Origin of the sequence: Desulfobulbus rhabdoformis (assembly GCF_016919065.1) — a bacterium.
In the GTDB taxonomy this organism is placed as follows: domain Bacteria; phylum Desulfobacterota; class Desulfobulbia; order Desulfobulbales; family Desulfobulbaceae; genus Desulfobulbus; species Desulfobulbus rhabdoformis.
On record NZ_JAFFQA010000012.1, the window covers coordinates 109,253 to 120,968 of the forward strand.

General features: G+C 46.5%; 10 protein-coding genes and 1 pseudogene. 4 read left to right on the forward strand and 7 right to left on the reverse strand.

Features of this window, described 5'->3' with window-relative positions:
* Positions 1 to 56: 56 nt before the first annotated feature.
* The 3 genes from JWJ90_RS08690 (at position 57) to cysC (ending at position 3,721) form a co-directional block, all read left to right on the forward strand.
* Complete coding sequence (locus JWJ90_RS08690; RefSeq protein WP_205226823.1) at positions 57 to 1,520, forward strand: sensor histidine kinase; 1,464 nt, start codon at positions 57 to 59, stop codon at positions 1,518 to 1,520.
* Positions 1,517 to 2,875 carry a sigma-54-dependent transcriptional regulator gene (locus tag JWJ90_RS08695; RefSeq protein WP_205226824.1) on the forward strand — a complete coding sequence of 453 codons (1,359 nt, stop codon included), beginning with the start codon at positions 1,517 to 1,519 and terminating at the stop codon, positions 2,873 to 2,875. Before JWJ90_RS08690 ends, JWJ90_RS08695 begins: the two co-directional genes overlap by 4 nt.
* A gap of 201 nt (positions 2,876 to 3,076) precedes the next feature.
* Positions 3,077 to 3,721 (forward strand): adenylyl-sulfate kinase, encoded by a 645-nt coding sequence (gene cysC, locus JWJ90_RS08700; protein WP_205226825.1) that lies wholly within the window; start codon positions 3,077 to 3,079, stop codon positions 3,719 to 3,721.
* Between the two features lie 167 nt (positions 3,722 to 3,888).
* On the opposite strand, the gene JWJ90_RS08705 is transcribed toward cysC, so the two are convergent.
* The 7 genes from JWJ90_RS08705 to JWJ90_RS08735 form a co-directional block, all read right to left on the reverse strand.
* On the reverse strand, positions 3,889 to 4,488 hold the full coding sequence (locus JWJ90_RS08705; RefSeq protein ID WP_205226826.1) for a methyltransferase family protein: 600 nt from the start codon (positions 4,486 to 4,488) through the stop codon (positions 3,889 to 3,891).
* Positions 4,489 to 4,985: 497 nt separating this feature from the next.
* Positions 4,986 to 5,312, reverse strand: coding sequence for an ISAs1 family transposase (locus JWJ90_RS23915; protein ID WP_205226827.1), 327 nt, complete (start codon positions 5,310 to 5,312; stop codon positions 4,986 to 4,988).
* A gap of 155 nt (positions 5,313 to 5,467) precedes the next feature.
* Positions 5,468 to 6,337: a radical SAM protein gene (locus JWJ90_RS08715; protein ID WP_205226828.1), complete on the reverse strand. Its 870-nt coding sequence runs from the start codon at positions 6,335 to 6,337 to the stop codon at positions 5,468 to 5,470.
* A gap of 109 nt (positions 6,338 to 6,446) precedes the next feature.
* Complete coding sequence (locus tag JWJ90_RS08720; RefSeq protein ID WP_205226829.1) at positions 6,447 to 7,451, reverse strand: YhdH/YhfP family quinone oxidoreductase; 1,005 nt, start codon at positions 7,449 to 7,451, stop codon at positions 6,447 to 6,449.
* A 225-nt stretch (positions 7,452 to 7,676) separates the two neighbouring features.
* A complete protein-coding gene (locus JWJ90_RS08725; RefSeq protein WP_205226830.1) occupies positions 7,677 to 8,276 on the reverse strand; it encodes a TetR/AcrR family transcriptional regulator in 600 nt (199 codons plus the stop codon).
* Between the two features lie 174 nt (positions 8,277 to 8,450).
* Positions 8,451 to 9,452, reverse strand: coding sequence for a 3-oxoacyl-ACP synthase III family protein (locus JWJ90_RS08730; RefSeq protein ID WP_205226831.1), 1,002 nt, complete (start codon positions 9,450 to 9,452; stop codon positions 8,451 to 8,453).
* Between the two features lie 339 nt (positions 9,453 to 9,791).
* Positions 9,792 to 11,186: a DUF6178 family protein gene (locus JWJ90_RS08735; RefSeq protein ID WP_205226832.1), complete on the reverse strand. Its 1,395-nt coding sequence runs from the start codon at positions 11,184 to 11,186 to the stop codon at positions 9,792 to 9,794.
* Between the two features lie 133 nt (positions 11,187 to 11,319).
* Here JWJ90_RS08735 and JWJ90_RS08740 point away from each other — a divergent pair.
* Positions 11,320 to 11,716 (forward strand): annotated as a pseudogene (locus tag JWJ90_RS08740) (transposase); the annotation flags it as partial.

An 11,716-nucleotide genomic window follows, 5' to 3' on the forward strand; every position in this document is an offset into this window, starting at 1 on the left:
AGGTTGTCGAATAAAAAAATCGCTGCCACAGATTTTGAAACCCAATCTAAAGGATTATGAAACTATTCTACCGCTTGCTCAGTTCTTTGCTCATCGGCACAATGGCTCTGATCTGCCTGGATGAGTACATCAATTACAAGATCGAGACCAAACAGTTTAAGCTGGACCTGATGCGCAGTGCTGAGCAAATCGGCACCAGTCTATCCGGTGTGCTACGTCACGCCTGGGAACGGGAGGGCGAGGCGGCAGCCCTTGAGCTGCTTGCCCATGCTCAGGTTCCCCACCAGTTTGCTGTGCGCTGGATTGACCAGGGGGCGAAGTCACAGGGCCAGTTTGTCTTGAGCGCTGATGAGCTGCATCAGCTGGAGCAGGGAATGGTTGTCCATGGCCAGCATCAGGACCAGCAAGGGGAGATTGATTTTTTTACCTTTATTCCCGTGGGTACGGAACGGGAAAAATGGGGGGCGCTTGAGATCAAACAGCCCATGGTGGCTGTCAGCGACTATTCACACAAAATGATGCTGCGGGCCATTCTTATTATCCTTCTTTTTACTTGCATTAACGCGGCTATTCTCTATTTCTTCATGAACAGGAGTATCCGCGTCCCCTTAAAAAGGCTCATTGAACAGGTCGAGCGCATAGGCCATGGTGATCTCTGTACCACGGTGGCCTTCAAGGGGAATGATGAACTGTCCCGCCTGGCGCAGACGCTCAATGAAATGTGTTCGCGCCTCTTGATCGCCAAGGAAAAAATTAAATTTGAATGTGATGCTCGCTTAAAAACCCTGGAGCAGCTCCGGCATACAGAGCGGCTCTCGACCTTTGGCCTGCTCTCCGCTGGTATCGCCCATGAAATCGGGACCCCGCTCAATGTGGTGGATGGCCGGGCCAAGATGATAATTCGGGAAGAACTCAGCCCCGAGGAAATCAACGAATGCGCCACCATCATTCAAAACCAGGCCGAACGGATGACCACCATTATTCGCCAGCTTTTGGATTTTACCCGCAGGCCCAAATATAAACCGGCCCAAGAGAACATCGTTTTTTTGATGAAGCAGGTGTTTCAGTTTCTCTCCCCCATGGCCAATAAGCAGAATGTCGAGTTTGCCCTCCATGTCACCCCGAAGGCGGAGGTGATGCTGCAGGCCGATGGCTCACAGTTGCAGCAGGTCTTTGTCAACCTGTTGATGAACGCTATCCAAGCCATGCCCGAAGGCGGCAAGGTCGATATCTCGGTGGGGAACCTTGCGGCCCATTCCAAGCTGGTGCCCAAAGGCACACTTTCGTCGATTATTGAGCTGCGTATCGAGGATGAGGGGGAAGGAATCGCAGAAAAAAACCTGAAACATATCTTCACCCCGTTTTTCACCACCAAGACTCTGGGGACCGGTACCGGCCTGGGGCTTTCCATTGCCCATGGTATTGTTGAAGAACACGGCGGCTGGATAGATGTGGAAAGTGCGCCAGGGAAGGGGACCTGTTTTAGTATTTATCTTCCGGTTAAAAAGGCGGCGGTATGAAGGGCAATATTCTTGTTATCGAAGACGAACAGGAGATGTGCGACCTGCTGGCCGCAGGCTTGAGCCGTCGGAATTTTACGGTGACCAGCTACACCAGCGGCCGGGAAGGTCTGGCCGCTGTCGATATTAACACCACCGATGTGGTGCTGGCCGATATCAATATCCCGGATATGAACGGGCTTGATATCTGTAGCGAAATCGTGACCCATATGCGTGATATCCCCGTGGTCATCATGACCGCCTTTGGCAGCATGGATACTGCCATCTCCGCCATCCGTGCCGGAGCCTATGACTTTGTCACCAAGCCGCTGGATATGGATATTCTGGCGCTGGCCCTTGAGCGGGCCGCCAAGTACCGGGGGCTGCAGCGAACAGTCAAGCTGCTGAGCCAGGAGGTGGGGCAGCCGCAGAAGTTTGACAATATTATTGGTCAGAGCTCGGTGATGGAGGAATTGTTCTCTCAGCTCAATCGTATTGTCGACTCCGATGCCTCGCTGCTCATTACCGGGGAGAGTGGTTCGGGCAAAGAGGTGGTCGCCCGGGCGGTTCATCACCAGAGCCAGAGGGGAGCACGTCCCCTGATTGCCATCAACTGTGCTGCCATGCCTGCGCAGCTTTTGGAAAGTGAGCTCTTTGGCCATACCAAGGGTGCCTTTACCAGCGCCTCCCAGGCGACCAAGGGACTTTTTCTTGAGGCGGATGGGGGCACCCTCTTTCTTGACGAGGTGGGGGAAATCCCCCTGGAACTACAGCCCAAGCTCTTGCGTGCACTTGAAGAGCGCAAGGTGCGTCCCATTGGCGGCAGCGCCGAACGTGCCTTTAACGTGCGCATCATTGCCGCCACTAACCGGGATCTGGAGTCAGCGGTTGAAGATGGTTTTTTTCGCGAAGATCTTTTTTATCGCCTCAACGTCATTCATATGCACCTGCCGCCACTCAGGGCACGGGGCGGGGATATCCTTTTACTGGCCAACCACTTCATCAAGCAGTTCTCCAAACGGCAGGATAAGGCGGTTACCGGCATTTCCGAGCCTGCTGCTGAAAAATTGCTCAACTACCCTTGGCCGGGCAATGTGCGCGAGCTGCGCAACGCCATGGAACATGCGGTAGCCCTGACCCTCTACGATAAAATCGTTGTGGACGACCTGCCGGAAAAAATCCGTGTGGCAGATCAGGAACACTTTCTCCTCTCTTCCAAGGATCCTTCTGAGCTGATCACTCTGGAAGAGATGGAGCGGCGCTATATCATGTATGTGCTGGAAAACACCCAGGGCAATCGTACTCTGGCAGCCCGGATTATGGGGGTGGATCGAAAAACGCTCTATCGCAAGCTGCAGCGGTACAAGGAGGATTGAGTTCTATGGCGGCGATGGATCGCGGCGGAAACGGTGAGGGGCGAAATTTTTTTTCGATTGATAAATAATTTTGTATTAAAAAATCAATTTTGCTTATATAGTGAAGTTCATAGATCGGTAATTTAATTTTTGTCCTTGATCTCTTGAGAACTCCCTGTTCTTGGCAGAGTCTTATTAAGAATAAAAATTAGGGAAACAGCTATGAATGTTTACTGGCATGATCTGATGGTAACGCGTCAGCAGAGGGAATCCTTAAACACTCATAAAGGTTGCGTCATCTGGTTCACCGGCCTGAGTGCATCCGGAAAAAGCACTGTTGCAAATGTCCTTGATCACATACTTTTCCATCAGTACAAGGCTCGAAGTGTGGTTTTGGATGGAGATAATATCCGTCATGGGCTCAATGCGAGCACTGAAATGTTAAAGGGGACACATAAAGAGGATTTTGCACGACGTTTCGGCTTAGGATTTTCCGCAATTGATCGCGAAGAAAACATTCGGCGTATCGGCTCTGTTGCCAAATTATTTTCGCAGAACGGAATAATAGCCATTACAGCATTTATCAGCCCATACCGTATAGACCGGGATCGTGTTCGAGATGCGCTCCTGCCTGGTGAATTTATAGAAATATTTGTTGATACCCCACTAGCTGTATGCGAAAGAAGGGATCCAAAAGGCCTGTATAAAAAGGCAAAAGCTGGTGAACTTAAAGGATTTACCGGTATTGATTCTCCCTATGAACCTCCCATCTCCCCCGAAGTGCTTCTCCTGGCTGGTGAAAAAACTCCAGAGTCACTCGCCGAAGAAGTTATTGTTTTCCTGAAGAATAATCAAATTCTCGTCTGAGAATAAAAAATTCCTGCAGTATCACGATGGTGTTCGTATCTCGCCATCACAATACTTCATCTCCCCGGACTGTGGTAGGTTGGCGGTGTGTGAATACCGGCAACTCCTTGTGAATAATCCCATCTTTCCGCCTGGAAATAGAAGAGAGGGAAATTCGAATTACTCCTCTATTCCTGTCTAGCTTTTAAAAGACGAGGCAGGTATCTCCCGGTACTCTCCTTGTATGCTTCATATTCCTTTCCGTGAGTGGACAGGAGATGGGCCTCTTCTCTGAGCACCAGGCGATGGAACAGCACCATTGTGGCTGCAACGAGAACAAGGAGCACCAGGCTCGGACGTATCAGAAAAAGGCCCATGTACATGATGAAGTGGGAAAGAAAATATGGGTTGCGAATATACTGGTAAATTCCACTTTGGATGAGTTCAGTTTTCTGGGTTTCATGCACCCCAACCCGCCAGGATTCACCTAGTTGTCCCGAAAAAATCCACCCCAGAACAATGCTAAGAGCAAAGACCAAGAGTCCAAATGAGGAAACGGCAGGGATGTGCAAAAAGGCTATGGGGCCAAAAAAATGGTAGAAGTTCTCTGAAGAGGTGGAAAAGAGCGTTGCCGCGATGCAGGAGGTCGTTGCTAGTATTGACAGGGTCAGGAGAGAATCTGAGGCCTTTACTTTCTGTTTGGTTTTGGTTTGTACCTGGATATTTCTTGCCAGGAATGTGCCCAAAAAAAGAAGGGCCAGGAGTAAGAGCAGCGTTTTTTCTGTCATTTGATGCCTCCTTAGTATATTTGAAAAAAATGTAGTAAATATAGGATGGCCATTGAAATAAATAAAGGGAATCTTGAATAATTGCTTTTCCTGCCAATCTCGCGGAGTCTGACGCTTACCTCGTCATGCTGAAAATTTTATCCTCGGAATATCAACTATATGCCTGCGGTGAAATTGTCAGCAATCCTTGACCTTGATTGAAAAATCTAATTATTCAAGACACCCTAAAAAATTAAATTGATATTGATACAATATAGCTATATTTTATGCCTTTATAAAGTTTTTTATCTTGACATCCTTGCTTTGAGCAATTTGTTGGCATTTTTACTGAAATTTTCAATTATACTTTTTTTGACCTTCTGCAAATCACTGTTTTAGGCCGATGTTCATGTCTTGATCCAATTGTCTCTTTTAAATTGTTATTGATAATAAGTTTTCTTAAGTCCTCGGCGTCTTCAGTGGTCAGCATGGAGGAACAGGGCAAGCGCACGAAATTCCTAGCCAGCAAGTACACTGCCTAGAAATCGACTGTCGCAGGCTGCTCTGAATTGTTTTTGCTTGATACTCATTTTGGTTTTCTCTCGTTGGAGCAGATTACGAGCTATATGCCTCAGTACGGCAAAATTTTCGGGAGCGTCGTCTTTTCGGATTCGGCACTCATCTTCACGAAAGGTAACATCAGGTACATAGTGAAGAGAATTTTCTATCCCCCAATGAAAGTGTACAGCTTTGGCAAATAGTTCATCGTTGTTTTCTTGGCTCGAAATATAGTAGCGGCATTCTGTAGTTCTTTTATCTTTTCCGTGCCTCTGATACAACAACACCTATTGTTCGAAGGCCCTTCCACTGTGCGGCCATGGGGAACTCGGCAGCATCTGTTATGTAATGAGAGCGAATCTCATGGGGCCATGGCCTTTGCTTTCGCTCTGGTAGAAATCAAATATAAAAATTATTTACCTACGAGCAGTTACGGTCTAGGTTAAAACGCCCTCAGATAGTCAGGCTTGAGGCTGACATCCCCGTTAAGCGCTCTGTCAATAAGGCGAATCGTTTCAGATTTTTCCTTGGGAAGCCGCGCCTTGACCGGAAAATAGTTGGACGCATGGTTGGCATGAAAAGAACCGTCTGTCAGTTCGGTATGCTCAATCATTGTCCGCAATTCCGCAAGCATCTCCATGGGATTGGGCAGTTGAAATTCGCCCCGCTCATACTCCCTACACAACGGAGTTCCAGGATTGAGCATGAGGCTTAGCCCACCGACATACTTCGGATCAATGGCTGTGAGCACCCTGCCGGTTTCCCTGGCATGAATCAGGGAGCGTTCTCGACCGGCAACGCCGATCAGCACAGTCAGAGACAGGGTCATTCCGCTCGCTGCAAGCTTTTGTCCCATTTCAATCAGGCGCTTGCTGTCAGCCCCTTTACAAATCCTCTTAAGGGTCACGTCGTCCCCTGATTCAACCCCCATATAGGCGATATCCAAACCTGCCTGATGCAGTTCCAGCAGTTCCTGTTCCGCCTTCATGGCAATACTCTTTGCATTGGCATAGATACCTATCCTGTTCAGCCAAGGCAGTTTTTTCTTAATTGTCCCGAGGATGTTAAGAAGACGCTTTTGCGGTACAATCAAGGCGTCACCATCGCAGATAAAAAGCCGGTTCTGCTCTTTACAGTGCTGCTTGGCAAAGTCAATGTCTGCCATGATGGTCTCATCACTCTTAATGGAAAACAGGCTGCCCTTATACATATCGCAAAAGGTGCATTTGTTGTGAGAACAGCCAGTTGTGACCTGCAGTAAAATTGAGTTCGCCTCACTTGGTGGTCGAAAGATGTTGCCTTGATAATCCATGTGTCGGTATGTTCCTGATTTTTAATATCTTTCACTTCTCATGACGGTCAAGGGCGGCCATATGTTTCAGCCGCCCCTGAAGTTCAATGATTACCGGTTTGACGTAGCATTATTTGCTTACCTTCACAATAGCGCGCCCTCGGTTCTTACCTTGCAGGATAAGATCAATGCGCTCGTCCAGGGCTTCAAGGTCGGGAAGTTCAGTGGTAATTTTGTCTAAATACTCAAGCTTCCAGTCAGATGCGATTTTATTCCAAACTGCTATCCTCGTATCAACTGGACAGTTCACCGAATCAATACCAAGCAGGCTAACACCGTTTAAAATAAAGGGATAAATTGAGGATTCAAGTTCTGCGGAACCAACATTACCGCAACAGGTTACTGAACCACCATATTTGGTCGTTTTAATAGCTGTTGAAAGAATATTTCCTGCAACGGTGTCAATTGCGCCTGCCCATCTAGGTTTAAGCAATGGGCGACCACTTTTGTCATCTGCTTCTTCAATGGAGATAACTTCTTTAGCGCCTAATTCAAGTAAGTAATCTTTTTCATCTTTAATGCCGTTGACCGCAACGACTTCGTAGCCGCTTTTCACCAGAATGGAGACAGCGATACTGCCAACCCCACCGGTTGCTCCCGTGACCAGAACTGGTCCCATATCCGGAGTGACCCCATTGTTGATCAGCTTATAGCAGGAGAGAGCAGCCGTGAACCCGGCTGTCCCGTAGATCATGCTTTCCCGAAGACTCAAATTTTCAGGAAGACGAACCACCCAGTTAGCTGGCACCCGAATATATTCCTCATAGCCTCCAGAGGTGTTCATTCCCAGGTCATACCCGGTTACGAGCACCTCATCCCCTGGTTTGAAGGTACTGTCGCTGCTCTCAACAATCACGCCTGCCGCATCAACACCAGGGGTGTGGGGGTATTTTCTGGTAACTCCTTTATTGCCTGAGGCTGAAAGGGCGTCCTTGTAGTTGAGCGATGAGTAATACACCTTAATCAACACCTCCCCCTCGGGAAGGTCTGCAATGCTTTTTTCTTTGATTTCTCGGGTAAATTGTTTGTCATCGGTTTCGGTGACGATCATTGCCTTGAATGAGATGTTGTTCATGGAATGCTCCTTGACCGGTGCAATATGACCAGTCATCTTGTTAGTGTTTACTGCTGTCCACATTTGTGTTCTCGAGTTCTATCCTGTTCACCGCAGTGTGCAGAACCTGTAAAAAGCGTTAAACGACTTGACTCAGAAAAAGCACTTGATATGACCAGTCGTCTTTAAAGTGCGTACAAAACTCTATCAAAAACAATTATTCTAATCCCCTAAGGATTAATCTTTTCAAGAGATTGATGCGTTTTTTAGCATCTCATCAAGAAGTACCTGAAACTCGTCCAGGGGCTGTGCAGATTTATTGGCTTTCATGATCACCAGTGCACCGAGCCAGCAATTTCGGATAAGACTCACCAGCCTATCTAGGTTAGTTGACGCCGTCAAGCTCCCCTCTTCCTGGGCCTGTTCAAGACATGTGAGAAGTGGTGCATATTCTCGCTTGAAGCATCTAGCGGCCTCTATGGAGATAGTCTCACTTACATCAGCCATTTCCAGGGTAATGTTGCACAGAAAACAGCCGAGAGAGAAAGCCCCTTTTGAGGATAAATATTCAATTTTATTTCGATAAAGTTGTTTGATCCTTTCCAGAGGAGGCAGATTGTCATCTAAAAGAACTTGGCTCATCATTTCAAGCTCTCGTTCTGTGAAAAGACGCATAGCTTCTACTGCAAAGTCTTCTTTGTTTTTAAAATAATTATAGAAAGAACCTTTGGGGATTTCAGCCGCATTAGCTATTTCCTGCACCCCTGTCGCATTGTAGCCTTTTTGATACAATGCTTTGAGTCCCTTACGGATAATATGTTGTTTATTTTCGTCTCGCCGTTTCATGATGATTTTATAATATGACCAGTCGTCTTAAAAAGCAAGCGGTATTTTTTATAGTAATGCACAGTAATTTTCTAACTTATTGATTTTGTGGATGTAATTGCTCATCCCTTGAAGAGGCCTTCAGGCTATGAAAATTGCGAGATGCTCATCATGCCCACCTTATCCCCATTTTTTTCAATAGCGAAATACGGCGGCGGTAAAAGAGAGTCCTCCGCCTGAGGTTATTAGGAGGATTAAATCATTCTTTTTCAGCGTCCCGTCTTGAACTGCTGCATCGATGGCCATGGGGATGCACGCCGCACCGGTATACCCAAACCTGTCCATGATTGTATAGGCTTTGCGGCGATCGAGGTTAAGGGTGTCCATGGTTTCATGGATACTATTTATGTTAATCTGGGTCATGAAATAATGGTCGATATCGTTCGGTCTAATGGCAAGTTGCAGGCACAAGGAGCGAATCATTTTGGTCCAGGTTTCTACATTTTTGTTCTCCGGAAATCTTTTAGTGAATTGCATATAGTGATCGCCATGGGCTAAAGCCTGGGGAGAGATAGGGTAATGCGTCCCCCCCGAATAGATTCCCATCCACTCATGATACTGGCCTTCTGTAAGGTGTTGGGCCCCCATGAATCCGCGGTTACCCCCCTCAACTGCGGTAAGAACTGCAGCTCCCGCACCATCAGCGAAAAGAGAAACTGTTTTTTTATCTTTTTTGTTTAAGTATTTGCTCATAGCATATCCACCAATGACAAGGATAGTTGAGTAGTCACTTCCTGATCGGATATACCGGCTGGCAACCTCTAAACCAGCCACAAAACTTGAACAGGCAGCATTTAAATCAAAGGCGCCGCCTTTGATTGCTTTCAGGCGATAGTGGACCGCAGATGCCGTGGAGGGAGATATGTGTTCCGGTGTATCCGTGCCGACGATGATCAAGTCAAGGGCAGATGCCTCTAACCCCGCATTGTGCAATGCTCTTTTACCGGCTTCAACGCACAAGTCAGCGGTGGATTCGTCTTCATTGCACCACCGGCGTTCCCGTATGGTCAGATTGGTCTCCAGCCAGGTGCTGACATCTTCTCCGAGTAATTTATCAAAGTAGCTATTCGGCAGGGTCAAAGCTGGAGCATAGGATCCAGTGGATAGGATAACTGCATTTCTCATATTGGTTACCATTTTAATTTCCCGTAAATTTGGCTGGCCGTCTCTCCAGGAAAGTGTGTGCATCCGATGTTTATGGCAAACGGCTTGTGAGGCACTCCCTGCAGGTGGCAGCCTGGGTGGCGAGCTTTTAAATCCCATAACTGTCGGATGCTCCCAGAAGCACACAGGAGGAAAACTCATTTATGAGCAGCGAGCCGCTTTTTAACGCCTGATCCAGGCGAATGCATTCTTACATTCAGCGTTCAGCGCTACCATCTTGGTAGCGCTTCCAGCGTATTTCAGAGCAATATTTATTTCTTTTGTGAGACCGGGCTTGTCCAACCCCGGATAAGATTGTGGTTCGTTCTTGCCTCACTCTCGCAATCTATCCTTGTTCGTTATGTTTTTTTTATTAACTTTTTCAGTCGATTGACGTGGTTTCATGATATTATTCCAGCCAAGTCGAAAGAGTTTTATTAAGCTTTCTTCTAACAAAATGACTTTTATAGATTCTGGCTCATTTGCAGGATTCTGGCAAAGAATATCCAGCCCAGTATGGCAGAAATGTATTACTTTTTGTGCAGCTTCAGCAGGCTGTAGCCTTTTATTCTTCTTACTGCCGGTTCCGGCTATCAGTACATTTATAAGATATCCAAGATCCTGTATACAAAGAGTAAATCTTTCCGGATGACTCTCTTCAATGGCTTGGAGTGCAAGAGAAAATAATGTGTAAGAATCTGTCGGCGTTACATCTGGCAAAAAGCGCAGGGGATCTTTAGAAATAATACTTGCTTCAACGAACTCTTTATAGATATCAGGAAATTTTTCGGAAAGCGTTTTTTTCAGCTTGATGCTTGGCGATTCAGTTTCGGTCGCTTGATTATTTGGCTGATATGCCGAAAAATATGCTTTTGTAAGATAGTCCTTTTCTTTTGAAGAAAGAATGTCATCAGCCGATGTTTCTTGAGCTAGTTTGAGAAAGGCTGAAGCCGTCTCAGGGGAAACATATCCCTGCTTCTCTCTCCTTGCTTCCCTGTCAGCAGCTAAGTCTGTCTCCAGCATTTTTCCAGATGTCAATACGTTATATAATCCACCATTGTCTTCAATATATTCAGTTGATATGTGATTGATCCTGTCCAAAATTCTATTGATACGATCATGATCATAATTATCAAGTTCTGTTATGAGATCAACCAGCGTGTCCCAAAAGGAGCTTCCTTTTGATATAAGTAATACATCTCCCCACTCCAACATACGTTCACTGTCAAGAACCTTATCAAGAAGTTCATCTTCAAATGAATGATGCGTATTTTCTATTCGAACAGCGAGAGATTCATAATCGACAACAAGAAGATGAGATGCCAACCCAAGAGTAAGAAAATCATCTTCCATATTGTTTATATATGTTATAGCCTCACTCCGTGAATATTCGTGGATGACTTCCAGCCATAACCCGAATTCCTCAGGATCGAACTCTTCTACTTTACCGGGAGCAATGTTTTTCCAAAAGGCTTCATCAAAAATATTTGTCAGCTGCTTTGAGGTCGCAAGAGAGAGCAGTTCTCCCGCATCTTCAACTCCAACGTGCTTGATGAGCTTACAGAACTGATTGGTATTAAGATGTTGTACAACATGTATAAGCGTTGGCTCTTCAATGATCTTGTATACCAGAGGTAGGGTATTGCTCAGCAGTTCCCGCTTTATCCGGAAGCCCAGTAAATGCGTAGGCCCAAGATAAGCTTTTCGCAAATTTTTGAGGACATTCAAATAAAGGGGTCGATGTAACTAACTAATTTTACATCATAAAAAAAATCGGAATAATCGAAAAAATCTCTTGACATCTGGCGAGGGGGCGAAACGCTTTTTTCTTGTGATATCAACTATTTACAAGGATAAGCCTATGTCGACCCTCAAAAATTTCATAGACCGTAACCGCAAAGCAACTCAGACTCTGGACAAAATCAAGATGCGTTCTCACCTCAATGCCGATGCCTTATTCGCCCATATCCGCGAGGATCTACAAAAGGTGCCTGACCACCGGGCTGCCAATGCCTCGATCCCGCTGGAGGACGCTTTAATGAGCGGCTTTGCCATGTTTTCGCTAAAAGACCCTTCGTTGTTATCGTTCGATGGGCGACGACTTGAGCAACCCGAGAGCCTGCATGGTGTATTTGGGGTACGAGTTATCCCCAGTGATACCCAAATGCGGACTATTCTGGATGAGATTGTTCCGACCTTACTTCGGCGACCGTTCCGCACTATTTTTCATCAACTGCAACGAGGTAAGGTCATGCCGA

What these genes read in the sequence shown, in the direction of transcription:
- JWJ90_RS08720 (WP_205226829.1), bottom strand. Translation starts at nt 7,451, where the DNA reads ATGAACAACATCTCATTCAAGGCAATGATCGTCACCGAAACCGATGAC.
- JWJ90_RS08690 (WP_205226823.1), top strand. Translation starts at nt 57, where the DNA reads ATGAAACTATTCTACCGCTTGCTCAGTTCTTTGCTCATCGGCACAATG.
- JWJ90_RS08725 (WP_205226830.1), bottom strand. Translation starts at nt 8,276, where the DNA reads ATGAAACGGCGAGACGAAAATAAACAACATATTATCCGTAAGGGACTC.
- JWJ90_RS08695 (WP_205226824.1), top strand. Translation starts at nt 1,517, where the DNA reads ATGAAGGGCAATATTCTTGTTATCGAAGACGAACAGGAGATGTGCGAC.
- JWJ90_RS08705 (WP_205226826.1), bottom strand. Translation starts at nt 4,488, where the DNA reads ATGACAGAAAAAACGCTGCTCTTACTCCTGGCCCTTCTTTTTTTGGGC.
- JWJ90_RS08715 (WP_205226828.1), bottom strand. Translation starts at nt 6,337, where the DNA reads ATGGATTATCAAGGCAACATCTTTCGACCACCAAGTGAGGCGAACTCA.
- cysC (WP_205226825.1), top strand. Translation starts at nt 3,077, where the DNA reads ATGAATGTTTACTGGCATGATCTGATGGTAACGCGTCAGCAGAGGGAA.
- JWJ90_RS08730 (WP_205226831.1), bottom strand. Translation starts at nt 9,452, where the DNA reads ATGGTAACCAATATGAGAAATGCAGTTATCCTATCCACTGGATCCTAT.